20 protein-coding genes are annotated in these 25,616 nt (G+C 45.8%); 15 read left to right on the top strand and 5 right to left on the bottom strand.

Going from position 1 to position 25,616, the window contains the following annotated elements; all coding sequences use genetic code 11:
- Window positions 1-146: 146 nt before the first annotated feature.
- Both nrdE and nrdI read right to left on the bottom strand, forming a co-directional pair.
- The gene (gene nrdE / locus G7035_RS25690; protein ID WP_017425799.1) at window positions 147-2,231 is read right to left on the bottom strand and encodes a class 1b ribonucleoside-diphosphate reductase subunit alpha; all 2,085 of its coding nucleotides are present in this window, start codon (window positions 2,229-2,231) and stop codon (window positions 147-149) included.
- Window positions 2,218-2,577: a class Ib ribonucleoside-diphosphate reductase assembly flavoprotein NrdI gene (gene nrdI, locus G7035_RS25685; RefSeq protein WP_016819181.1), complete on the bottom strand. Its 360-nt coding sequence runs from the start codon at window positions 2,575-2,577 to the stop codon at window positions 2,218-2,220. The genes nrdE and nrdI overlap by 14 nt, the downstream gene beginning before the upstream one ends.
- A 407-nt stretch (window positions 2,578-2,984) precedes the next feature.
- Here nrdI and G7035_RS25680 point away from each other — a divergent pair, with 407 nt between their 5' ends.
- From G7035_RS25680 to G7035_RS25670, 3 genes are read left to right on the top strand one after another with little or no spacing between them, the layout of a single operon-like run.
- On the top strand, window positions 2,985-3,347 hold the full coding sequence (locus G7035_RS25680) for a DUF2500 domain-containing protein (RefSeq protein ID WP_019686941.1): 363 nt from the start codon (window positions 2,985-2,987) through the stop codon (window positions 3,345-3,347).
- Window positions 3,348-3,407: 60 nt separating this feature from the next.
- On the top strand, window positions 3,408-3,968 hold the full coding sequence (locus tag G7035_RS25675; RefSeq protein WP_019686942.1) for a GNAT family N-acetyltransferase: 561 nt from the start codon (window positions 3,408-3,410) through the stop codon (window positions 3,966-3,968).
- Between the two features lie 50 nt (window positions 3,969-4,018).
- A complete protein-coding gene (locus tag G7035_RS25670; RefSeq protein ID WP_206703926.1) occupies window positions 4,019-5,194 on the top strand; it encodes an MFS transporter in 1,176 nt (391 codons plus the stop codon).
- Between the two features lie 63 nt (window positions 5,195-5,257).
- Here G7035_RS25670 and G7035_RS25665 read toward each other — a convergent pair whose 3' ends face one another.
- Window positions 5,258-6,949: an ABC transporter substrate-binding protein gene (locus G7035_RS25665; protein WP_019686944.1), complete on the bottom strand. Its 1,692-nt coding sequence runs from the start codon at window positions 6,947-6,949 to the stop codon at window positions 5,258-5,260.
- 278 nt (window positions 6,950-7,227) lie between these two features.
- Here G7035_RS25665 and G7035_RS25660 point away from each other — a divergent pair, with 278 nt between their 5' ends.
- The 5 genes from G7035_RS25660 (at window position 7,228) to G7035_RS25640 (ending at window position 12,945) form a co-directional block, all read left to right on the top strand.
- On the top strand, window positions 7,228-8,295 hold the full coding sequence (locus G7035_RS25660; protein ID WP_016819186.1) for a LacI family DNA-binding transcriptional regulator: 1,068 nt from the start codon (window positions 7,228-7,230) through the stop codon (window positions 8,293-8,295).
- Between the two features lie 208 nt (window positions 8,296-8,503).
- Complete coding sequence (locus tag G7035_RS25655) at window positions 8,504-11,056, top strand: beta-mannosidase (RefSeq protein WP_019686945.1); 2,553 nt, start codon at window positions 8,504-8,506, stop codon at window positions 11,054-11,056.
- A 216-nt stretch (window positions 11,057-11,272) separates the two neighbouring features.
- Window positions 11,273-12,013, top strand: a complete 741-nt coding sequence (locus tag G7035_RS25650; protein WP_019686946.1) for a DUF1361 domain-containing protein — start codon at window positions 11,273-11,275, stop codon at window positions 12,011-12,013.
- A gap of 69 nt (window positions 12,014-12,082) precedes the next feature.
- Window positions 12,083-12,286: a YwbE family protein gene (locus G7035_RS25645; RefSeq protein ID WP_016819189.1), complete on the top strand. Its 204-nt coding sequence runs from the start codon at window positions 12,083-12,085 to the stop codon at window positions 12,284-12,286.
- 26 nt (window positions 12,287-12,312) lie between these two features.
- The gene (locus G7035_RS25640) at window positions 12,313-12,945 is read left to right on the top strand and encodes a DUF2238 domain-containing protein (RefSeq protein ID WP_019686947.1); all 633 of its coding nucleotides are present in this window, start codon (window positions 12,313-12,315) and stop codon (window positions 12,943-12,945) included.
- A 33-nt stretch (window positions 12,946-12,978) separates the two neighbouring features.
- Here the strand turns inward: G7035_RS25640 and G7035_RS25635 are convergent, their stop codons facing one another.
- Window positions 12,979-14,148, bottom strand: a complete 1,170-nt coding sequence (locus tag G7035_RS25635) for a glycosyltransferase family 4 protein (protein ID WP_016819191.1) — start codon at window positions 14,146-14,148, stop codon at window positions 12,979-12,981.
- 355 nt (window positions 14,149-14,503) lie between these two features.
- Between G7035_RS25635 and G7035_RS25630 the strand changes: the two genes are divergently transcribed.
- From G7035_RS25630 to G7035_RS25610, 5 genes are all read left to right on the top strand, one after another.
- Window positions 14,504-15,535: an FUSC family protein gene (locus tag G7035_RS25630; RefSeq protein WP_031463284.1), complete on the top strand. Its 1,032-nt coding sequence runs from the start codon at window positions 14,504-14,506 to the stop codon at window positions 15,533-15,535.
- 360 nt (window positions 15,536-15,895) lie between these two features.
- Window positions 15,896-18,256, top strand: a complete 2,361-nt coding sequence (gene helD, locus G7035_RS25625) for an RNA polymerase recycling motor HelD (RefSeq protein WP_206703914.1) — start codon at window positions 15,896-15,898, stop codon at window positions 18,254-18,256.
- 104 nt (window positions 18,257-18,360) lie between these two features.
- Window positions 18,361-20,202 (top strand): adenine deaminase, encoded by a 1,842-nt coding sequence (locus tag G7035_RS25620; protein WP_019686949.1) that lies wholly within the window; start codon window positions 18,361-18,363, stop codon window positions 20,200-20,202.
- A 129-nt stretch (window positions 20,203-20,331) separates the two neighbouring features.
- On the top strand, window positions 20,332-20,913 hold the full coding sequence (locus tag G7035_RS25615) for a Crp/Fnr family transcriptional regulator (protein WP_019686950.1): 582 nt from the start codon (window positions 20,332-20,334) through the stop codon (window positions 20,911-20,913).
- 82 nt (window positions 20,914-20,995) lie between these two features.
- Window positions 20,996-21,337, top strand: coding sequence for a darcynin family protein (locus tag G7035_RS25610; RefSeq protein WP_019686951.1), 342 nt, complete (start codon window positions 20,996-20,998; stop codon window positions 21,335-21,337).
- Window positions 21,338-21,467: 130 nt separating this feature from the next.
- Here G7035_RS25610 and G7035_RS25605 read toward each other — a convergent pair whose 3' ends face one another.
- On the bottom strand, window positions 21,468-22,316 hold the full coding sequence (locus G7035_RS25605) for a copper amine oxidase N-terminal domain-containing protein (RefSeq protein WP_019686952.1): 849 nt from the start codon (window positions 22,314-22,316) through the stop codon (window positions 21,468-21,470).
- Window positions 22,317-22,559: 243 nt separating this feature from the next.
- Between G7035_RS25605 and G7035_RS25600 the strand changes: the two genes are divergently transcribed.
- Together G7035_RS25600 and G7035_RS25595 are read left to right on the top strand one after the other, a co-directional pair.
- Window positions 22,560-23,837, top strand: a complete 1,278-nt coding sequence (locus tag G7035_RS25600; RefSeq protein WP_019686953.1) for an ABC transporter substrate-binding protein — start codon at window positions 22,560-22,562, stop codon at window positions 23,835-23,837.
- Window positions 23,838-23,868: 31 nt separating this feature from the next.
- A complete protein-coding gene (locus tag G7035_RS25595; protein ID WP_017425785.1) occupies window positions 23,869-25,572 on the top strand; it encodes a methyl-accepting chemotaxis protein in 1,704 nt (567 codons plus the stop codon).
- Window positions 25,573-25,616: the final 44 nt, after the last annotated feature.

The raw sequence follows: 25,616 nt of genomic DNA, 5'->3' as shown, positions 1-25,616 counted from the left end.
ATGCTTGACATACGGAAGCTGTATCCGTGAGGGCTTTGTCCAATCCTGTAAAGGTCTGAACCACGCGCTGGATACAGCTTCTAATGCCAAGCATTCATATCTATTCAAAATCTAATTTAATTTTATAGCTTGTTACCATATATGCATTAGATGGAGCAAGTGAGGCACTCTTCCACAGACAGTTTTTTGGTACGTGTGTAGTATAACGATTTAAGTCCTTTATGTGCGGCATACAGATAGCAACGTGCTAACTGACGCGTAGTCACGTCACTGTTCACGTGAAGTACAGTCGAAATTCCTTGGTCCACGTGAGGCTGGATTTCGGCAATCAGATCAAGCACTTTGAATTGGTCCATTTGATAAGCGGATTTGTAAAAGAATACATTATCCTTTTGCAAATACGGCATCGGATAGTAAGTCGTCGAATTCGCATAGGTACGAGTCTCGATTTGCTCAACAATTGGCATAACGCTGGACGTTGCATTTTGAATGTACGAAATGCTGGCAGTAGGAGCAATCGCCATACGATAAGCGTGATACAGACCGTTCTTCTTGACGTCTGCTTTTAGTTTGTCCCAATCCGCTTGAGTTGGAATATAAATGTCCTTGAACAATTCTTGCACACGTGCCGTTGTTGGACGATAATCCGTGTTCAGATATCGGTCAAAATATAGACCTGTCGCATAATCGGACTCCTCAAATCCATAGAAGCTTTGTCCGGCTGCTTTTGCGATTTCCATACTCTTTTCAATAGAATGATAGTTCATCGTCATGAAGAAGGTACGGACAAAATCCTTCGCTTCATTGCTTTCATATGCAATTTTATTCTTGGCAAGGTAGCCGTGCAGATTCATTACACCCAGACCAACGGAATGCATTTCACGGTTCGCTTTTGCAACACCTGGGGCATTAGCTACTTGGGTCATATCGCTGACCGAGGTAAGAGCAATCATACCCTCATGAACGGACTCACGGATTTTGCCGTGTTCCATCACATTTACAATGTTCAGGGAAGCCAGGTTACAGCTTACATCCCGGCGAATGATATCCTGTTGTCCATAATCTGTAATCTCGGAAGTCTCCTGCAACTGGAAGATTTCCGTACATAGGTTCGACATCTTGACTTGGCCCACGTTTTTAAGAGCATGCGCCTGATTTGCGTTACTTTTGTTCATAATATATGGATAGCCAGACTCCAACTGAATCATGGCAATTTTCGTCAGCATATCACGTGCGCTCATCGCTATTTTTTTCTTCACTCGATCGTCAGCGAGCAGCGTATCGTACATTTCATCAAGATCCATGTCGTCCAAATGTGTTCCATAAGCCTTGAACACACTATAAGGTGCAAATACATGCAGCGGTTCATTATCCTGTGCCAGCTTGTAAAAGCGGTTTGGCACCAGCAATCCGATCGAAAGTGTCTTGAGACGTACTCTTTCATCAGCATTGATTTTTTTACTATCCAGGAACTCCAGTACGTCCCATCCGAAAATGTTGTAATAGGCAGCGCCAGAGCCTTTACGTTGACCCATTTGATCTGCGTAGGAGAAACCATCTTCCATCAGCTTCAGCACAGGCATAATGCCTTTTGCTGCGCCTTCAACACCTTTAATCGCCTCGCCGCGTGACCGCAGTTTCGACAGGTTAACTGCAACACCGCCGCCAATTTTGGACAATTGCATGCAAGTGTTCAATACATAGTTGATTGAGTTCAGAGAGTCATCCATTTCGAGCAAGAAGCAGGACACCAATTCCCCACGGCGGCTTTTGCCAGCGTTCAGGAAGGTTGGTGTAGCTGGCTGAAGACGTTGCTCCATCATCGAGCGGGACAACAGGCGCGCCGTATCGGCGTTACCGCGTCCCAAATGCAGGGCGACAGCAGCCACCCGGTCAGGGTAGTGTTCCAGATAGACTTTACGGTCGTTACTCTTCATTGCATAATCAGTATAAAACTTGGATGCTGCCATATAGGAAGGGAATTTAAAATTATAGCTATGAGTGATATGGAAAATATCATTAATTTCATCAGCTGTATAGCTGTTATAGAAATTTTCGTAATAATCATTCTCAATCATATACAGCACTTGAGCAGCTGTGTCAGCAAACTTCAAACTCCGTTCTTGAACTTCCTTCATAAATTCTGCTACAGCCTCTTGGTCCTTTTCCAATTGGAAAAAGCCGTCTGTATCGCGTTTCATCAACATGTTGTTCAATTCAATATGCCGCAACTCGGCTCACCTCCTGTTTAAAACGCTCCACATCTCCGAACGTTCCAGATAATTCAAATTTGCTAATCACGGGGACATTATAATGGTCGGCAATCAAATCCGCACTTTTGGCAAATTTCTCACCCCAGTTACGGTTGCCGCTTGCAGCTACACCAACAAGGTTTTGTGCATTTTTTTTCAAAAATGAAGATACCCTCTCAGGTATCTGCCCAAACCCGGTTGTATATGTAATGAGTACGTAAGGTTCTTCTATAGTCATTTGCTCCTCAATCTGAACCGCCGGAAGCTTGAGCTTGTTTATAAATCTTTTTACATTGCCGGTCTTGGAATCATAAGCAATCAGCATGGTGTGCAACCTCCTTAACAATTAACGAAAAAAAGAAAACGGCATTGCCAAGAGACCATCATAGCTGTAATCCCTTGCTGGCTGCGCCATTTAAGATTTTTGACTCTATATTTACATGTATTTTCATACCTTTATCTTCAAGATATCGGGCATAAATACGTTTTTTACACTATATTTAGAGTACATTCTCTATTTTATATCTATATATAGTTTTGTCAATCGGTCTAGAGAGGCTCAGAGGACCCAGATCGGGTGTAAGTCCAAGCAGGGTGCGGAAAAGAGCGAAAGAACTTTTTTTTCGTAAGTATGTTAAAAAAGTATTGGAGTTTTTTAAGCTGAGGATGTACGATTTGTCAATGGGCAATTGAATGGAAAATTTACATTTTACTGTAGAAAGGATGAAGCAAATGGGAAGTGGTTTTATGGCATTTCAACCGTTTAGTATTATCTTTTTTGTCGTGTTTGGACTCATTGCTTTTGTAATTATTATGGGAATTGTCAAATCGATAAGTGCAGGTCTTTCCAATCAAGTAGCCGAACAGGTCCAACGTTCTTGCAAGGTTGTGGATAAGCGAACGAGAGTGCGTGGGGGATCAGGCAATTTTTCAGCTTCGACCGATTACTATATCACCTTTGAATTTGACAGGGGGGAGCGTAAGGAGCTGGAGGTGAAGGATACGGACTTCGGAATGATTGTAATCGGGGATCGCGGGGAGGTTCATTATAAAGGTACACGTTTCCTGGAGTTTGTGAGATTAATGGGAGCGTAAAAGGGGAACAGGGTGATAGAGTATTACCAGTACCAATACATAATAGGGAGGAAGCTGACGATGCCACATATCATTGGAGCACGAATTGTATTAAGAGAGTACCGTCAGGAGGATATACCTGATATCCGACAATGGGTTAATGACCCGGCAATCACACATGGATTAAGCGACGTATTTATCTATCCGCATTCACAGGCTAATAGTGAATCTTTTGTACAGATGATGATTGACGGCAACTCTGAGATCAAGGGCTTTGTCATTGCTCATAAAGATACACTGGACTATATTGGACAACTCGATTTATTCAAAATCAACTGGGTAAATCGGCACGCCACCCTTGGTATTGTAATCGGGCGCGACGGTGATCTGGGCAAAGGATATGGGCGGGAAGCGATACGATTGATACAAAAATTTGCATTTCATTCACTGAATCTGCATCGGCTGGAGCTGGAGGTCTATGCGTTCAATGAACGTGCATATCGTTGCTATCTGGCATGTGGCTTTAAGGAGGAAGGCCGACTACGAGAAAAGCTATTCAGGGAAGGACAGTACTATGACATCATTCAGATGGGGATGTTGCGAAGTGAATATGAGGCTGTAGAGCAAGCGAAGGAGCCCTGAAAGTGAGGCCACATAAGCTATTTTACTCCGTCAGCTTTCTTCAATTTTTTATGAGTGAAATCACGGGAACTACGCTCATCTTATTTCTGTTAGCTAAAGGACTTTCTCTGCAAAGTGCAAACTTCTTGCTGGTTGTATTCTTTGTAAGTATTTTTCTGTTTGAAATACCAACAGGAGCTATTGCGGACAAGTATGGAAGAAAAATTTCTGTTGTCTTGGGGCTTTGTTGTTTTCTAGTTTACAGTGTGGTGTTCGTTTGGACAGATCATATCGGGCTGCTTGTGTTTGCACAAGTCTTTGGGGGTCTGGCAGTATGCTTGCAATCAGGCTCGTTGGAATCCTGGGTTGTGGAAAACAGTGATAAGCCCATGGAAGTTCTTTTTACAACCTCAAACAGTATACAGTACATTTCGGGATTTATTTGTGGTCTGTTGGGGGCCTTCCTCGCAACATTTAACTATTCACTTCCCTGGGCAGCCAGCATTGTCTCTATTATCTTATGTATTATTCTATGCTGCTTTTATATGAAAGAGAAGAATATTACCCATCGAGAAACATCTGCTACTCGCATTACAACGATTATCGGGGAAAGTGTCCGTATCGGTTTTGAAAATAAGTCGATCTGGATTGTGTTTGTTATTGGTTTATTTATTAGCTTTTCGAATTCGGCGGGGAATACATTTCAACAGCCACGTCTGGTCGGTCTTTCTGAACAAGGAATTTGGATTATGGGATTGATCAAGGCGGGTTATTCACTATGTATGACTTTGGGAAGCTATTTGGTTCGAAAGCTAGGCGCACGTTATAGTGATGTACATATACTCATGTATGCTTGCGGGATGAGTGGGATATGGCTCATTTTAGCCGGTGCTTTCAACACGTTTTATCCTGTACTGCTTACCTTTTTAATCTATGAAATTGGGCGAGGGATGTACCCGGTTGCCAAACAAATTTTTCTGAACAAAAGAATCTCTAATGAGTATCGTTCAACATTGCTATCTCTGGATTCTGCCATTTCCCAACTAGGTATGTGTATAGGTTTAATCGTGACAGGAGTCGTAAGCCGTAATTTTACCAATCTTGCTTCAGATCAAACACCTATTCAGATATCTTGGGTGCTGTGTGGCGGGATTGCATTGATTCCAATCTTTTTGTTGCTTTATGTCCACTGGGTGTCCAGGAAAAATAATAGCTGGAAAGAAAAAGTAACAAAACAGAATGTTTAGTGTAAAAAGGGGCTGACAGGTCTTGACTGTCAGCCCTTATATACTTTTAGTAGCAATCAATCTCTACTTCTTCCCATACCATAGCTTCAGACGATTTTGAATCAGGCCAGTGAAGATTTCTTCAGCCTTTGGTACACCCGCCTGATCCAGCTCTTGGAGCATGCGGTCATAGACGGCATCGAATTGATCTGGCTTGGCGAGTACGGCCTCAGGAATCCGTTTGCGTACAATGTCCTGCGACTTCTGATAAATAACATTGTAATTTGTATTGGTCGGAACAGGCATGTTGTAGGCAGCACCCCACTCTTTTACCGGAAAATCCTTTTCGTTCGGGAACAGGTCTTTCCATGTCCGAGCTTTATATGCCTGAAGGGATTCTTTTTCCGCTTGGCTATAATTTTCGGTAATCATCTCCGGATAATTGGTTGTGTAATAGTTGCCAGTAGGGTCCTTCACGCTATCGCCGTAATGTGGTCCCCATATCCAATACAAACCGATACCTGATTCTCTGCTAAAAGAAGCGTTATCTTTGTTTTTGCGTTCTTGCACAGCTGCAGGAATGACTCGTTTGCCGTTCTCTACATTGTAATGCTGGCCTTCGATTCCCCAATTACGTAAAATTTGCCCTTCATCGGAGGCCAGGAAGTCCAGAAACTTGATCGCTCGCACCGGATTTTTGCATGAAGTTGTAATGCCAATCCCAGACGCAGTATCGAAACCAATGGGCTGGAGGGAATGATCCTCGTATTGCTCATTTAAAGTAACCGGAAAGTGGGAATAGGTGTATTCATCCTTACCTGCTGCCTTGAGCGCATTTTCGGCATCCTGGTAGTTCCATTCCTGATCAATCAGTCCGATGACACGACCTGCGGCGATTTTGGATTTGTATTGATCACTTTTTTGTACAAAAGTATCCCTATCCAACAGACCTTCATTGTACATATGGTTTAACCAACGAAAATACTCTCGCTCCTCCGGGCGTTTGTAGTGAAGAATGGCTTTGTGTGTTTTAGGATCAATATAATATTCTCCATCGTCTGGTCCACCTGTAGCTGTAACTGCCGGGTTTGTCACAGTAATCTGCATTTTCCAGTCCTCGGCATCGAGTGATAAGGGGATGGTAGGCTGGCCATTGGTAGTAGGGTATTTGGCGACATAGTCTTTAAGTGCTTTTTCAAAATCTTGAACGGTGCGAATTTTGGGGTATCCGAGTTTCTTAAGGGCTTGATGCTGGATTTCGAAGCCTGCTTGTGCATCAAACGCGATGTGATCTACGCCCAAATTGGTTGGGATGGTGTAAATGGCGGGATCTTCACTACTGTATTTAATACGATTAAAATAATCTCCATACACTTTCTTAATGTTAGGACCGTATTTATCAATCAGGTCGGTTAAGTCAATGAGTGCTCCGGCATCGACCAGCTTTCCAATGTCTCCTTTGGGGTACACGAGATCAGGGTACTCTCCGCTAGCAGCCATTAAGGCAAACTTTTCCTCACCTCGACCGTTAACAGCATGTTCGGCATTTAGTGTAACACCCGTTTTCTTGATAATTTCCTGCCCGACAGCGTCCTTCATGTTATTCCAGTTGGAGCTTGAGTCACCGCCAAAGAACGTTAATGTAATGGGACTGGTGTCATCGGGGTCTTCCTTTTCTGCCGTACTGCCTTTGCTATTCGCGCAGCCCGTTGTAACGAGCAGCAGCAAAGCCAGAAGCAGGATGGAGCATTGTTGTACCGACCTGTTCGTGAGCATCTGCAAATCCCCCTTAATAAGTATGATTTACATAATGTAAGTGCTTTCATTAGTAAATTGTAGGAAATAAAGAACCTTACGTCAAGTTATTTATGTTTATTTGTTATGTGTTTTGTTTTTTATTAAGCAAACATATTTAATGAAAGGTGTGGATTTGTGCAAATCCATCGTTTGATGATCTAAAACAAAGTATGCTACGATGGTACCAGTTTATAGGCATACCTGTATATTTAGAAGACTAAGGTAGAAAAAGATTTCGAATAGGGTTGGGTGAGGAGATGCGTGGAAAAGTAACATTGCAGGAAATTGCGGATGCGGCGGGTGTTTCAAAGTTCGCTGTTTCACGTGCACTGTCAGGCAAACCCGGTGTAAGTGAAGAGACGAGGGCGCTGCTGGTTAAGCTTGCTGCCCAGATGGGTTATTTTCGCAGTCATCCCAAAATGACCGGGGTAGAGCCTCGGGACACAGATGCCAGAGAATGGTCGGGTACCGTGCTGGTGTTATTTCCGAATATTCGACACCAGAATCGGGAGTCCAGGTACTGGGGACCTGTATTTGAAGGGATTTCCGAGCGTCTGAACCGCAAGGGATTGGATATGATCACGTTAACGGAGCCTTCAACTGATGATATGTTTTCTTTGCTGAACCCGGAGGCCATTAAAGGGATTATCACAGTAGGAACAATTTCAACTACGTTGTTGCTGAACATTTATCGAATGGGTATTCCAGTCGTCATGGTGGATCATTGGGACTCTGCATTTTTAAGTGATGCGGTGTTTACGGATAATCGCACATGCATGAATGAATTAATGAAGGATTTGCTGTGTAGGGGTTATGCCCACTTTCAGTTTGTGGGTCATATTGACGACGCTCACAGTTTCTATGAACGTTGGGAAGCTTTTCGGTCCGCACTGGAAATGAGCGGAGTAGAATTACGGCAGAACAAAGCCCTTATTTATGGGGGAGCGCAGGCACTTGCCGAGGAAATGGACAAGTTGCCCGAGGATGAGCTGCCAGAGGTTTTTGTTTGCGCTAATGACGTGACTGCTTCGCAAGTCGTGGAAGTGCTGAAAGGAAAGGGGATTGACGTTCCGAGGCGGTGCGGGGTGACTGGGTTTGACGATACGAATGATCAAATGCCGATCTATGCCACGGTGAGAGTGGATAAGGAACTGTTGGGGATGCGAGCGGTGGACCAGTTATTATGGCGCATCATGAATCCAAGCTCGCCTGTGGAAAAAAAGCTGCTGCACGCTGATCTACTCATACGGGAAGTTCACGCGCCACGGATCAGCCGGGAAAATGATGATCGTGATCGTTCCTTTAGCACAATTAAATATAGTTGATGTGCGGATATGTGGGATGAATTCGATCCGCAGTGAAGACGAGGGAAGTCGCTTTTAGCCTGTTTAGGGGTAGAGGGCGACTTTTATTTTGTGTTTTACCGGTTGTTCCAAAAAAACAATTGACTAACTTGTTAGCTTAATGTTATTTTTGTTATGTTAATGAGTGATCCAGATGTTCCCAATCATCCTTATAGGGAGGCTTGCGACGATGATTAATGTAATAGGATTGGATGGCTGGAGGTTTAGGGAAGCACAAACTGATGAGTGGCTCAGTGCGAAAGTGCCGGGTTGTGTGCATACCGATCTTTTGCAACATGGTAAAATTCCTGACCCTTTTATCGGTATGAACGAGATAGAGGTACAGTGGGTTGATAAGCAGGATTGGATATACGAAGCCTATTTTGAGATAGATGCAAATCAGCTTCAATGTCAATGTGTAGAGCTGGTGTTGGAAGGCCTGGACACATACGCAGATGTAAGAGTAAATGGTCAAGCTGTCTTATCGGCCAATAATATGTTTCGGGTATGGAGACAGGATGTGAAGGCATTTGTTCAGCAAGGGAAAAATCGGCTTGAAATCCATTTTCGCTCTCCGATTACGGAAGATGTGCCTAAGCTGGAAAGGTTGGGCTATGGACTTCCCGCACCGAATGATCAGTCCGAGATAGGTGGCTTGTCCGATAAAAAAGTAAGCGTTTTCGCTCGTAAGGCTCCCTATCACTATGGCTGGGATTGGGGACCAAGGCTGGTGACGAGCGGGATCTGGAGAGAGGTTCGGCTTGAAGCTTGGTCTGGTCTGACTATGAGAGACCTGTTTATTCGACAGGACGAAGTGAGTACGGAGAGGGCTGAACTCGCGGCAGTAGTAGAGATTGAAAATGCAGATGAGATTAGAGATGTCGAGTTGTGTATTTCTGTTGACGGCGGGGTATGGTCCAAACCGGTTCGCCTGCGGAAGGGAAAGCAAACAGTGGAGCTGGGGCTGGTGATAAAGGAGCCGAAGCTGTGGTGGTGTCGTGGACTGGGAGAGCCGCATCAGTATACGTTTGTAGCCGAATTGAAGGAGCAGGCACAGGAAGCGGTGATTGCGGAAAAATCAGTGAAAACGGGACTGCGATCGATTCGTCTTGTACGTGAGCGGGATACGGCAGGCGAAAGCTTCTATTTTGAACTGAATGGAATCCCCGTGTTTACTAAAGGAGCCAACCATATTCCGAATGACAGCTTTGCTGCCGAAGTTACGTTGGAACGATATCGGCATGAAATTGCCAGTGCAGCCGCCTCCAATATGAATATGTTGCGGGTGTGGGGTGGCGGTATTTATGAACAAGACGTATTTTATGACTTGTGTGATGAACACGGCTTGCTCGTGTGGCAAGATTTTATGTTCGCATGCAGCATGTATCCGGGGGATCAGGCTTTTTTGGACAATGTGACGCAGGAAGCCGAAGATAACATCAAGCGATTGCGCCATCATCCTTGCATTGCGTTATGGTGCGGCAATAATGAGATTGATTCTGCGTGGGCCCATTATGAAGAAAATGCGGGCTGGGGCTGGAAAAAGGCCTACACGCCTGAGCAACGGGAACGCCTATGGGATGATTATGAGACGCTCTTTCACCGGATTTTACCGGAGGCGGTAAATACCTGGGCTCCGCAGACGGCATATTGGCCCTCCTCACCGCTAATTGACCTGACCGGAGATCGAAACCAGCATGCTCATCCGTCCTCAACAGCAGGAGACATTCATTATTGGGGAGTATGGCATGCGTCTGAGCCGTTTGAGAATTATCACATACATGTGGGCCGTTTTATGAGTGAGTATGGTTTTCAGTCCTTTCCTGAATACAAGTCTGTTCGCACGTATGCGGAAGAGAAGGATTTGGAACTGGAATCTGCGGTGATGCTGGCACATCAAAAAAACGGTTCAGGCAATCGGTTGATTCAAGAATACATGGGACGGTACATGCGGCAGCCCAAGGATTTTACATGTTTTCTTCTCATGAGCCAAGTTTTACAGGCAGAGGCGATGAAAATGGCTATAGAGGCCCATCGTCGTCACAAGCCCTATTGCATGGGGACATTATACTGGCAGATGAATGACTGCTGGCCCGTTGCCTCTTGGTCGAGTATGGACTATTTTGGTCGTTGGAAGGCGCTTCAATATACAGCTAAACGCAGCTTTGCCGATGTGCTCTTGAGTGCAGTAGATACGGAACAGGGGAGTAAAGAACTGCATCTGGTTAACGATACGCTAGAGCCGATAGCAGGTACGCTGCGGCTGACGCTTTTGCATATCCGTGGCAGTCAGGCTATTCGTGATGAGAACGTTAAGGTAGAACAGCCGGCGGGCGGCGCAGGGATCGTACATATACTGCCTACCGACCAATGGCTGAATGGCCTGGATCGTACGGAGCATATGCTGGTCGCACGTCTGATACAAAACGGTGAACAGGTGGCCTCCAGCGAAATTTATTTTGCAGGCACGAAAGAGATGGATTTACCTCTGGCGAAAATTGAAGTGACAGAGATACAGGGAAGTGGGGGCAGTAGGTTCATGCTCTGTTCGAATACACTTGCTAGACATGTGTGGTTGACCGCAGAACAGGAGGGGATTTTCAGTGACAACCACCTGGATCTGGCGCCTGGTATTCCCAAAACGGTGGAATTTCTGACCTTACGTAGCGGTGCCTCCGCATTTGAGGCAGCTGCGCCAGGTGCATTGACGGTACAATCATTGGTCAATTGGATACAAGGGTAGAGGACGGTAAAAGCTTATCCGCCTTGAATACAGTAAGCATCTGTCTCCCGGGGACATGAGGTCAACTTCGGGAGAACAGATGTTTTTTTTATCTTCATTTTATGCAGAGTGGAGCGCTTCCATTGAGCTTGAAGCCATTGTGGTGTACACTGTCCAGAACAGGTGTAAATTGGAACGTCAGGAAGGATGGACGGTTACAAGGAGGGAAAGTAACATATGTATGACCGTTTAAGATCGTTAAATTATCCAGTCAAACTTTATATTTTTATCGCACTGGCCTTATGCTCCGTAATCAGTACATTGTGGATCATTAACGTGCGATTGCCCTCAGGGGGCCGCCCTTATTTTTTTATTTGGTGGAATATGATGCTGGCCTGGATTCCTATGCTGCTGACGCTTTTGCTAGATGTCATCCATTGCTCGTGGAGACGGGGAACGAGGACATTTATGCTCTGGATCATAGGGGCTGGCTGGCTTTTCTTTTATCCCAATATACCCTATTTGATTACAGATTTGCTGCATGTATTCGCCAGATATCCATTTCTCGGGGAGCAGCGTTTTTGGGGCAATCCGTACTTTTGGAATCATGTATTAGGGATGCTGCTGGTAGCTGTGCTTGGCCTCACCATGGGGGTTGTATCGCTTGAATCCGTACGACAGTTGGTGCAGCGTGCTCGAGGCGGGCTTGTCAGCTGGTTGTTTATGCTGGCGGTACTCCTGCTAAGTAGCCTGGGGATTTATATTGGTCGTTTCTTTCGAGGAAACACATGGGATATTGTGTCTGCGCCGTCCCAGTTGTACACACAAATATCTTCCATATGGGCAGACTCTTTGCAACGCACGCATTTCGTGGAGTTTAGCGGGATGGTATTCGTGATTATGCTCGTTAGCTATGTATCCATGATGTGCGTGGTCTGGATGGGGAACAGCCGCCGGGACGAATGGCATCGCTGGTGATTACGATGGGGCTGAGTGGCTAATTATCATCATAAGATAAAATGTAAAGGCAAAGGAGGAATAGCTACAATGAACGGACAGAACCGATCTGATATCCGCGCTGGTCTTCAGGTGGATATTGTGCTTAAAAAGGATCAGCCCACGGGTAAGCTGACGCGAGGAACGGTGAAGGATATTTTGACCAATTCCCCGCGTCATCCGCATGGAATCAAAGTACGTTTGGCAGACGGGCAGGTTGGACGTGTCAAACATATTGTAATGAAAGAAGGATAGAGCTGTAGGCTTAGGAGGGATGATGTATGAATCAGGCAACGGCATGGTCTAAAAATGATCGTTACCCGCTTGTTTTACTTGTACTGCTGGTGCTTGCTCTCATTTGGTCCTTGGTTCGTCCGGCGGATTATTTTACATGGGTACTGGAAATTCTCCCAGCCGTTTTGGGAGCTGTACTGCTGGCGGCTATTTACCGTCGATTTCGTTTTACCAATCTGGTATACACCCTCATCTGGCTACATGCATTGATCCTGATTGTCGGCGGGCACTATACCTATGCTGAAATGCCGCTATTCAACTGGATTCGGGATACGTTTGGGCTGGAGCGCAATTATTATGATCGACTTGGGCATTTTGCGCAAGGTTTTGTGCCTGCACTCATTGTAAGGGAAGTGCTGCTACGTAAGACGGCTTTGGGAAGCGGGAGCTGGCTCACTTTTCTAACGGTTAGTGTATGTCTTGCGATCAGTGCTGTGTACGAACTGATTGAGTTTGCCGTTGCCAAGGCAACCGGTACAGCGGCAGAGGCCTTTTTGGGAACACAGGGAGATATATGGGATACTCAATGGGATATGCTTCTTGCGTTCATCGGTGCCCTGACAGCGGTGATTTTGTTAAGCGGGGTACATAACAAGCTGCTTAAGCAGCTAAAGGTGTAGCAGGGTTTCTTGAAAGTCCAATATTTTTGAGGGTTATATTCGCGTCACAGGGTAACTGTCGAGATGTAGGGTCGCTGCATCCATGTAGCTGTCCAGCAGCCGCTCAAAAATACGGTCCCATGTCTGCTCCAGACTGTATGCTCTACCGGTTCTGGACAGAAAGTCGCGAAGTGGGGCATCCTCGTACAACAGGAGTACAGCTTTGGCAAAGGCAGCCGCGTCCCCTGCTGGACACAGTAGCCCTGTTTCCCCATCGATTATATTGTCTTTGACCCCGCCTTCATTCGCGCCAATCACGGGTGTGCCACTGGCCATAGCCTCCAACACGACGTTACCGAAGGTTTCTGTAGTGGAGGGAAAGAGGAATACATCGGCTGCAGCGTAGAGTTCAGCTAATTCCGCTCCTTTTACAAAACCAAGCCAGTGAACTGTGTGCTCTGGCACCCCGATATCTGCTGCAGTTTTGTACTTAAACAATGGGCCATCTCCTGCAATGACCAGTACTGAGGCTGCGCGGACGTCGTCGGGTAACTGGAGATAGGAATCCAGTAACGTGTCTATCCCCTTTTCCGGTGCAAGTCTGCCCACATATAAAATCACAAATGCGTCTGCATGAACGCCCCATTTTTCCCATATCGCTTCGCGATTCACTGTGGGCTGGAAGCGGTCGGTATCAATTCCTCTACCCCAGATTTCGAGCTGTCCCATTCCTTTATTGCGTAACAATTCCATGGTTGACCGAGAGGGGACATATACCCTTTCACAATGTCTGTGAAACCAGAGCATGTATTTCCATAATGCAGGTTCAAGCCAGCGAAGCTTATAATATTCGAGGTATTTATCAAAGTGGGTGTGATAGGAGGCGACGAGTGGAATATGGTGTTTGGCAGCGTAGCTTGTTCCATACAAGCCAAGGTTAAACGGAGTAGCGACATGAATTAGATGCGGGGAAAAGGCTGACAGGCGCTCGTTGATTTGTTTGGCGTTAGGGATGGCAAGTCTGCATTCCCGGTACAATAAAAAGGGAATACTTCGGAATCGCTCCACGCCCGGCCCCGAGGACAGATGATGATCTGCCTCCGGTGCGAAGACAAGCGTAGATACCCCATGTGTCTCCAAATAGCCAATCCATCGTTCCAGTGTCAGAGCAGCGCCATTGACGTCAGGCGTATACGTGTCAGTAAATAATGCGACTCGAAGCATGCCTTCATTCCTCCTCCGCCATTCTCATTTATTCTATGACGTTCCAGGGGAGTCCGCTTGGAGGCTCCGGCTTTTATTGTGTCATGATTTTGTTTACGGGCTTGCTGGGTTTTGTAAAAGTTGGCCTGCGGACAGGCGCTCTTCTCAGATTTTACTAATCCATGACACGATAAGTTCCTCTTGTGAGGTTGATGCATATCGGTTAATTCTGTTGATATGTATCCTAGTAGGAGCTGTACATTTCATAAATATTCCTGATCTCCGATGGTTTTGGGTAATAATAAAACATGGACTTTGTCTTGAAATTTCATTATAGTAATTCGGTATGAATAAATTTGAAGGGTAAGCAGGAGGGATGGCTGTGGCTTTTGGAGCACGGGTGTTAAAAACGGGAATCGCAGTGACGCTCGCCCTTTTTCTGAGCACGCTTTTGAACACCCATTCGCCTGTGGGGGCAGCGATAGCCGCTATTTTTGCCATGCAACCGTCGATATATAGGTCGTGGCGTTATTTTCTGGATCAACTCCAAACAAGCACATTAGGTGCAATCATGGCGTTGCTGGGCGGAATGGTATTTTCGAATGAGCCGATTGCGGTCGGACTGGTATGTGTATTGGTACTTATGATATGTCTGAAAATAAACATGGCTGATACGGTTGGATTGACACTTGTGACCGTTGTTTCTGTCATGGAAGCTTCAGGGGACTGGAAATTTGCAGTAACCCGCTTTGCGCTGACTCTGATCGGGATTGTGTCTGCTTTTGTCATCAACATTACCGTTTTTCCTCCCAAACCGAAAAGGCAGTTTATCAATCAGATTCAAAATGTATTTAACAGCATGTCCTTGCTGCTGCGAACTGCCATTTCCGATGAGATTAAGGAGTCTGTCTTTAGAGAGGAAAAAGGAAATTTGGAGGGAGCTATTAAATCACTCTCGGATAAATATCATTTGTTCGAAGAGGAGCAGAAAAAGCTCAAGCGCACCAAGTTCAGTCAGACGAGACAAATGGTCGTATACAAACAAATGCTCGAAAGTTTGCACAAAGGTTACGAGGTCTTGGATGCGGTGGAAAGGCACTACTTCCAATCTTTACGTCCAGAGGGAACAGATGCGTTTTTTGACGACCATCTGGAGCGGCTGATTCGTTTCCACGAGCACGCTCTGCTGAAATTCGAAAATAAACTGAAACCAAATGAGGATGAAAGTGAATTGTTCCAGCAGGCTAACGGTGATTTTATGAAGCATGCAATTACACGTTTTGACCATTGTCAGGAGGGAATGCTACGGCTTTCCATCGTAGCTGCGACGATGTACGACTATGGTCATCAACTGGAGCGATTGAGCAGACTGGCCGACCATATTCATCCTGTGGAAGAGAGCCGATAGGCGATTTCGGAAAAAAGAAAAGGCGACCGTATTCATCAATCAGATGGACGGTCGCTTTTTTATGTAATGAATTTAATAAAGTAGGAACAGCCTAATGGAAGGTTGCCAGAAAGCACAAAAAAAGCCCACTGGTTGCGAACAGGGACTGAACTTGCTACAATAGAGGATGCTATGTTTTACATAGTAAAACCGTATTGCATAAGTTGTTAACACACTACTTGTTACATTATAGCATGCTTCAAAGGAATAGTCAATTTTCCCGGATCAGGGGGATGCGATGAGTATGCCCGGGTCCATAATAGAGCATAGTTTGTACGCAAGGGAGCCCTGCGCGGAGCAGGAGGAAACGGAACAGGAGCGATGTCAGTGACTACTGAGCAGCAATGGAATGAGGAACAACGAAGAGTAGAAGATGTGACCGCAGTCATTAGCGGGCGTATTCGGAAGCTGGAGACAGAGGTTGGTTCTGTGCGAGGCGATGTCGTCGATATGCGTAAAGACTTCTGGGATGAGGTAACGATCAATTTCAGTGAGGCGGATGATGTGGGAGAGACGTCCACCAGTTTGCGTCAGCAGTCTGAGATTTTGTCTGAGCGGGAACGAAGACACAAGCATTCCACTGAGGCGTTAGGTCGTTTGAAAAAGTTGCTTGACTCACCTTATTTTGCACGTATTGATTTTGCTGAGGAAGGGCAGACTGCGGAGCGTATTTATCTGGGGATTGCCTCCCTGCTGGATAACCAGGATGAGGAATTTCTGATCTACGACTGGCGCGCACCTATTTCGAATCTTTATTACGATAACATGCCAGGTCCCGCTTCTTATAAGACCCCAGCAGGAGAGATGGAAGGAGAACTGACGCTCAAACGCCAATTCTCGATCCGTGACGGACAGATCCGCTTTATGTTCGATACCGGCGTCACCATTGGAGACGAACTCCTTCAAGCCGTATTAAGCCGGAGCTCGGATGCTCAAATGAAAAGCATTGTCGCCACCATTCAAACGGAGCAGAATCGCATCATTCGTGATGATCGAAGCCGGATGCTGATAGTTCAGGGAGCGGCAGGAAGCGGTAAAACCTCCGCTGCGCTTCAGAGAGTAGCATATTTGCTATACAAGTATCGGGATCACTTGCGAGCAGATCAGGTCGTGTTATTCTCGCCAAACCCCATGTTCAACAGTTATGTTTCGACAGTATTGCCTGAATTGGGTGAGGAAAATATGCTTCAGGCCACATTTCAGGAATATTTGGAACGGCGTTTGGGCCGGGAGTTTCAGCTAGAAGATCCTTTTGAGCAGCTGGAATATGTGCTATCAGCGTCGTCACAGCCTGGGTATGAGGCTAGGATGGAAGGTATCCGCTTTAAGTCATCCAAGACGTTCTTACATGTGATTACAGGCTACAAAGCGCACCTGGAACAAAAGGGAATGCGTTTTAAACCGGTTCGTTTTCAGGGACGTGAGGTGATTTCAGTAGAGCAATTGGCAAGCAAGTTTTATGGATTTGACTCGGCTGTGCGGCTGGCGAACAGATTGGAGCTGCTGCGTGATTGGATGCTCAAAGAACTGGCTCGCTTTGGTAAGGAAGAATGCTCCGCTCCTTGGGTGGACCAGCAGATGGATCTGATGGAGCCGGAGGATTATCAGCGTGCATATAACCGCATGCGCCGGAAATCCAAGAATAAAGGCGATACCTTCGACGACTTTACGCGTGAAAGAGAAATATTGGCGCGTATGGTGGTCAGTGATCGCTTAAAGCCCCTGCGCAAGTGGATTAAGGCACTTCGCTTCGTGGATACAACCCGTCTATACAGCGAGCTGTTTATGAACGAGACGTTATTAAGCGAACTGTCGAATCATGCAGAGCTGCCCGTCAACTGGAGTGAAATTAGTCGGCAAACTCTGAAACGCATTCAGGCTGGAGAACTAGCGTATGAGGATGTGACGCCCTTTTTATATTTGCGTGAGCTGATGCTGGGCTTCCGCTCCAATAGCAACATCCGTCATGTGTTTATTGATGAGGCACAGGACTATTCACCATTCCAGCTGGCGTTCTTCAAACGATTATTTCCACAGGCTAAAATGACAGCACTGGGCGATTTTAATCAGGCTATCTATGCCCATGCTTCGGTGCTCCAGGATGCAGAACCATTGTATGACCTGTATGGAGCAGAACAGACCGAGATGATTTCCCTGACACGCAGCTATCGTTCCACACAGGAGATTGTAGAGTTTACCCGGGGGATGGTAGCAGGAGGGGAGCATATTGTTCCGTTTAACCGTAAGGGTGAGAAGCCCCTGGTAACCGAGGTGAACTCGCGTGAAAAACTGCATCAACTGATAACTGAGAATGTTACAAAATTGCTGGCAGAAGGCTATGAATCCATCGCGGTGATCTGTAAAAATGCTGATGAAAGCGCGGCAGCCTACGAAGCACTAGAAGGACAACTGCCAGTAAAGCCAAAATTAATTAAGAAAACAACTCCCGCTTTTGAAAAGGGGATTCATATTATTCCGGCCTATCTGGCGAAAGGCGTGGAGTTTGATGCCGTTCTCATTTATGACGGATCGGCCCAAGTATACCAGCGTGAGAGTGAGCGTAAATTGTTCTACACGGCCTGTACGCGAGCGATGCATTTGCTGCATATCTATAGCATAGGGGAGATTACGCCATTCGTGAGTTCGCAGGAATCGGAGACGTATATCCGTAAAGTGGAATAAAGTGACCAGGTTCTTTAGGGGCGGCTGGCAATATTGAGCGTATTCCAGTAACATAAGCAAATAAGCCAAACAGGTAAGAAGCATAAACGGAGGTTACAAACGTAATGGACATGAAAAGAGTATTTCAACGCCCACCGCTGGCGGACTGTGTGCCCGAGTTGGTAGCTACAGCTAGAGGGGAGCGCAAGGCATCGCTGGTGATCCGCGGAGGAACGCTGGTCAATGTGGTATCGGGCGAATTGTTACCGGGCATGTCTATTGCTGTGCAAGGCTCTCGTATCGCCTACGTCGGTAGAGACGTTAGCCATACGATTGGAGAGGACACCGTAATCATTGAAGCGGAAGGCCGCTATATGGCACCGGGTTTACTGGACGGACATTGTCATATCGAAAGTACGCAGCTCACCGTAACTGAATTTGCTTTGGCTGTACTGCCGCTGGGCGTGACGGGCGGTTTTTTTGACCCACATGAAATTTCCAATGTGCTCGGTCTAAAAGGGCTTCGTCTAATGCTGGACGAAGCCCGCACGACACCGCTGGCTGCTTACATGCAGGTAGCTTCCTGCGTGCCTTCCACAGGCCCAGAGCTGGAAACGACCGGTGCCTCTTTCGGTCCGGCGGAAGTCGCAGAGGCTCTAAGCTGGGGCCCAGATATGATTGGACTGGGCGAAGTAATGAATTTCCCTGGCGTCGTCTATGGTGATGACATGATGATTGGGGAAATTCAGGCCACGCTGCGCGCCGGCAAGGTGGCGGACGGCCATTTTACATGGGCCTCCGATGATTGGCGGCTGCCGGTCTACGCAGCCGCAGGAATTACGGGCGATCACGAATGTGTCACGCCCGAGGATGTAGCCGAGCGCATCCGGCTCGGCATGTATGCCAAGATGCGGCAAGGCTCCGCATGGCATGATGTGGCCGAGACGATCCGTGCCAGCACGGAAATGGGTCTCGACACGCGCCGCATGATGCTGGTGACGGATGATCGCAGTGCGGAATCCCTGCTCCATGAAGGGCAGATGGACTTCGTGGTGCGTCATGCGATTGCGCAGGGCGTTAAACCCGTGACTGCCTTTCAAATGGCAACGCTGAATACGGCAGAGCGCTTCGGCGTAGCACGGGACATTGGCTCGATTATTCCCGGTGCGATTGCCGATATTATCCTGCTTGATGGCCGCTTAGCCGAAGTGAATGTGACGGCTACCATCGCAGCGGGCCAACTGGTGGCTGAGTACGGACAAATGGTCGCCGACTGGGAAGGCTTTGTTTATCCTGCGGAAGTGATGGACACGGTCCATTTGGGTCGAGAGCTGAGTGCTGCAGATTTTCGTATTGCGGCTCCAGTACAGGAAGGGAATGTACCTGTACGGGTAATTCGTGTCACGGAAAATCATGTGGATACGAAGGAAGTGCGGATGACCGTTCCGGTGCGTGATGGTGAAGTTGCATCAGATCCTGCGCAGGATTTGTGCAAAATCGCCGTTTTCGAGCGGCATCATGCCAGTGGCAGCCACGCGGTGGCGCTTGTGACAGGCGTCGGCTTCACCGAGCCGGCTGCAATTGCCATGACCGTAGCGCATGACAGCCACAACCTGCTCGTCATTGGTAATGATGACGAGCTCATGACCCAGGCGGCGAAGCAGGCCGTTGCCCTGCGTGGCGGCGTGGTGGTTGTATCCGCCTCGGGTGAGACGCGCTTCCCGCTCCCGATCGCTGGGCTGATGTCCCCAGCTCCGTTTGCAGAGGTGGCTGCGCAGTCCGAAAGTATCAGCCGGGCACTTCAGCAATCCGGCTGCATGCTGAACAACGCGCTGATGACACTGTCGTTGCTCGCACTGGTCGTAATCCCTGAAATCCGCCTGTCGGATCAGGGACTTGTCGTGATCGGAGCCGACGGTATACGCAAGGTGTCTCTTTTCGTGGAAGAGGATGCTACGGAAGCCTGATAGAATACGTCGCTGGGGGTTGTCCTGCAGGTCTACCCAGACCTGAGGGATAGCCCCTGTTTTCTTATATAGTCCGAAAGGTATCTTTAATTTAATTCCTTAATCAACGTTTTGTGGGGTGGTGAGCAGATGCAATTATATTATCGTTCATTAGAAAAAATGGCTCATCAAGCCTCAATTATAGATCAGGATTGGAACAGGTTTGTAGAGCAAACCCGTGTGAGGCATGTTCAGCAGGGTACATATCTTATTGAAACAGGGGAACCTGTGAAACATGCTTATTTTTGTTCGGAGGGATTATTCCGGTTGTTTTATACTTTGGCAGATGGTAGAGAATATAATGTTGGTTTTTCACCAGAAAATGATTATGTAACCTCTTATGGCGCTATGGTTCAAGGTAAACCATCCACTTTTACGATTGAGGCCATGGAAGATTCGGTTGTTATTGAAATTCCATATCATGTCCTGAAGGAGCTTATGGATACAAGCCATAGGTGGGAAAGATTCGTGCGTAATAGCGTGGAAAGACTATACATTCGCAAGGAGGAACGAGAACGCGAATTGTTGTATCTTTCTGCTAGGGAACGTTATGATGCCTTTCTTCTCAAGTATCCCGGGTTGGACAAACGAGTTGCACAATACCATATAGCTTCGTACATAGGTGTATCCCCCGTCTCACTTAGTCGTTTGCTGCGCAGCGAGCCGCATTAACCTATGTTAATGCGGCTTGGCAGACAAGCAGCGTACAATAACGATAAATCCATTCAAACTTCACAAAAAAGGAGATAGGCATATGCGTTATATGATGATTGTATTATTGGAATTCTACCCTTCCTGGTTGGCTCTTCCTCGGGAAGAACGTCGCAAACATGCGGGAACCTTGCAGGCTCATATTCAGAAGTACAGCGAACATGTTCAGGTTCGTTTTTTTGATGCAGAAGCGCTGCCCGGAAAGGACTATACAGATTTCGTCGTATGCGAAACAGAGGATATGAAGCAATATCACTATATGTGGGAAGAAATTCGTGATTCGGAGCCGTATACTAAAGGGTACATGAAGATTAAAGATGTTTTGATGGGGATGGAAAATGCATTTCAGTCCTATGAGTCCGAAATGCTACAGATGGACAAATAACCCATCATACTCCCTTACTATGTAAAAAAGTTCAGCTTGTATAGGATTTATACAAGGCGAGTTCCCAGGCTTTTCTATTAGCTGGGAATTCGCCTTTTTCTATTAAAGACGCTAATAAGACAAAATCGCATTATACAACGGTATCACTTATAACCTTCAGAAATCCATTATTTGTTGCATTATTAATTAACTGATTAATAGATTTTGCTGCGCTATCGCTAAACAAGTACCACTCATCTTTGGATACGTCATGAATCAAAAACTTGGGATACCCGACTAAAACTTCGGATGGAAAGGACTGGATTAAAGAATACACGTCAAAACGAGCTAAGCTTTTCCCCTTTTGGTCTAAGAAATCGTATTGTGCATTTTTATAATAAGACCCAAGAGTGTCAATAGTGAAGCTCCAAGAATAGTTTTCAGGTGCTTCAACCTTTTCACCTTTGTTTTTTGCAAACATATTATAAATGGTTTTGTTATATGCATTGCCGTGAATTTGCTGAACTACGCCGCCCATGATCATATGGTACTCCTGTTGAACTGCCTTTACTTGTACACCGTTTATGAACAATGGTTCAGTAGTAATAGTCACTATAAGGTTGCTGTAATTGACTTTACATCCGAACGCCTCTGCAATAAAACGAAGTGGAACATATATGCGATTATTTTTCACGTATGGTTTTACATCAAGCAGTATCTTTTTACCGTTTTTCTCCGCTATGCTTCTGTTTATTGCTAATTTTACTTTCATATCGCTCTTAGCGAGAATAACCCCGGAATCGGACCACTCGACGCTAGCCCCCAAACTTTCGCTAATAACACGTAAAGGTACCATTGTACGTTTGTTCTTCATTTCTGGCTTCGCATCGGTTGCAATAGCCACACCGTCAATTTTGATTTGATTTTGTGCTGCATATGTAGTGGACGATGAAATACATAAAAAGATAGCAAGAAAAAAAACAAAGAATGCTTTGTTCATAAATGACTTCTCCTTTTTTAAATAAATTTGTTGCGTAGCAACTTTTCACCCTATTCAGACGCGACTGGATAAAATTAGTTGCGCTTTCCTATTCATTAACTGAACGTAACAACCAGTTTGTACTATTCAATCTGATTTCCGATATTTACCAACTAAAAACTCCTAATCTCCCTGGGGAATTATGTCGATAACATTGAATATTGTTCATAAAATTTACAAAGTAAATCTTTAGGGGGAAAGTTAATGAGAAAACAGCTAAAAGTTGCGATTTCTCTAGCATGTTTATTGATGTTTATAGGTTGTTCAGCATCACCAGTATCAGAGCAGACGACTAAGATTACATTTTTGAATTCCAAATCTGAAATAAAAACCCAATTGGAAGAAGTGGCAAAACAATACAATCAAGAGCATCCGGAAGTATCTTTAGAAATTATTACTGCTCCAGAGGGAACGTCTGCATATCAAAAGCTGATGTCGATGTACGGCTCAGGAAGTCCAGCAACGATGTCGATGCTTGACCCGGGAGACACGCAGACATTCCTGGATAAAGCCGTTGATTTAAGTAAAGAGAAGTGGGTAGCCGATACGATAGAAAATGGACTTGACGCCGTTAAGAAAAACGATGCTGTGCTGGGATTTCCATTTGCAGTGGAAGGCTATGGATTAATCTATAACAAAAAAGTATTGGACAAGGCAACAGGGGGTTCTTTTGATCCTTTTTCGGTGCAAAGTAGAAGCAGCCTTAACTCATTAATGGCTAAGATTCAGCAGTCGGGAGTAGCACCGGTCATGCTTTCACCAATGGACTGGTCTCTCGGCTCTCATCTTTTAGCTCTGTCTTATTCTGTTCAACCCGAAGGTTTTCCAGAGTTTGTTAAAGGTATGCAGATCAACTCCATCGATTTGTCCCAAAACAGTGTAATGTCTGGATGGGTACAAACTTTAGACCTGCTCAAGGATAACAGCATCAATAAGCACTCGCCTTTGGACAGTACGTATGACGATGGAGCCAAAGCTTTGGGAGAGGGCAAGGTAGGGCTTTGGTTTATGGGTAACTGGGCTTGGAATGGAATAAAGAGCAATGATACGGCAAATGAGGAATACGGTTTTTTGCCTCTTCCGTTAAATGATAATACGAATGATCCAAACAATTCAAAGATCACAGTTGGTGTGACAAAGTATGTATTCATCGACTCCACAGCTACCACGCCTCAGCAGCAAGAGGAAGCCAAGAAATTTTTAAACTGGCTGGTATACGAAAAGTCCGGACAGGAACTTTTGGTCAACAAGGCCAATGTTATACCGGCCTTCAAGAGTATTGACTTGGTGCCTACCGATCCCTTGAGTAAATCGATCAAGTCATATTTGTCGAGCGGAAAGACGCTGCCGTTTATGGCAACACTTCCACCTGATCATAGGGCCATCACAGGAGCATCTATCCAAAGCTACATTAGTGGAAAGATAGATAAGACTGAGCTGTTGCGCCAAATACGCATATACTGGAAAGCTCAGCGGGGATGATATGAGACCAGTCACGGGAAGGAAGATAAGGATGTTTAAATTAACGTTAAAGAAAAAAATAATTAGTGCAGCTCTCATACTGGTTGTCGTACTGTCCCTTTCAAGTGTTATAGGAGTCATTAAGATGTCGGAAATGGGAGAGGCTTCTGATAAGGTAAATAACAGGTCTTTACCTGCGGTTATTCTTCTTCAGGGTATGGATAAGCAGATTACAGAAATCGATAGACTAACTGTTCGATTGATACTCGAAGAGGATGAGGCTATTCGCACCACTTATCAAGAAGAACTAACCAAAGCTACAGCTTCAATGGATAAGAGTGTAAATAAATATCAAAGTTTAGCCTCTACAGCGGAGGAAAAAGAACTGTTCACCAACTTTTATGGTCAGTGGGCAATGTATCTTCGCCATCTAAAGGTGGTTTCCGCTGCCATGGAAGAAAACGACAAAGTGATGGCCTACATGATCGTTCATGGAAATTCTTCTATTTATAAGGCGGCATTAGACGATGTAAATAAACTGAAGGTGCTTAATGAGCAGTATGCCACTGAGGCAGCTAATCAATCGAGTCAATCTTACCATTCAGGTAGACTTTTGATGATTTCTTTGACTATCATATGTACGATCCTGGGAATTATCGGTTCTTTTTTACTGGCTCAATCGTTCACTAAGCCCATATTAAGGATAGCGGAACAGATAAAGCTGGTAACGAGGGGGAACCTGCAAGTGGAACCTCTTAGGGTCCGATCCAAAGATGAGGTCGGGGAATTGGCATCCGATTTTAATGAAATGTGCGATTCACTGCGCAACCTTTTAAAGGAAGTTGTGGATAATTCCTTACTGGTTGCTTCTACGGCTGAACAGTTAACAGCCAGTGCAGAACAGACAAGCATTGCTACCGAGCAGATAGCTATAAGTGCCACTCAAGTCGCAGAGGGATCTCAGACACAGCTTGCAGATATTGCTGAAACACTGAATTACACGGTAGGTGTTTCTAAAAGTGTAGAGAACATAACCAATCGCTTTGTGAATGTAGCTAATCTCACAATCCAAGCACAAGAAAAAGCAAACAACGGGAAAACCCAAATGTCTTCCACTGTCTCTCAAATAAGAGATGTGCATACCAAGGTAACTCAATCCGCTGAAGTAGTAAATATTCTAGGAGAAAAGTCAGCGGAGATTAGACAGATCACAGCTATGATCAGTGATATAGCAGCCCGAACCAACTTGCTTTCACTCAATGCGAGTATAGAAGCTGCAAGAGCGGGAGAGCAGGGAAAAGGATTTGCTGTTGTCGCTTATGAAGTACGCAATTTGTCGGCACAAGCAAGTGAAGCAACCGGCAAGATTTCCTCTCTGGTCAACGAAATCGCATTAAGAACAGACGAAGTTGTCATCTCGATGAATGAAGGTGTTCAATCACTAAATGAAGGTATGATGCTTGTCGAAGGTGTCGGTAACGTCTTTTCTGAAATTGTCGGTGCCGTTGAAGAAGTGAGCGGTGAGGTAGACACTGCGGCTGTAGAAGCAAGATCCGTAAATGAAGGAACCGTTTCTATGGTGGAATCTATGAAGAAAATTGCCGAAATCTCCGAACGTGCAGCCGATTCTACTCAAACAGTCGCAAGCGTAGTCGAGGAAACTACTGCTTCCATGCAGGAAGTGTCTGCAGGTGCTAACATGCTTGCCAAGCGGGCGGAAGAGATGAATCAAACGGTGTCTGTATTCAAAATTTAAAGTAAGTTGGCGGTAGCCTTGGACGAGAAAAACAAGTCCTAGAC

The sequence above is a fragment of the Paenibacillus polymyxa genome (genome assembly GCF_015710975.1).
GTDB lineage: Bacteria > Bacillota > Bacilli > Paenibacillales > Paenibacillaceae > Paenibacillus > Paenibacillus polymyxa.
Note: the sequence above shows the minus strand (reverse complement) of the source record. Positions and strands in the feature narration are given on the sequence as shown.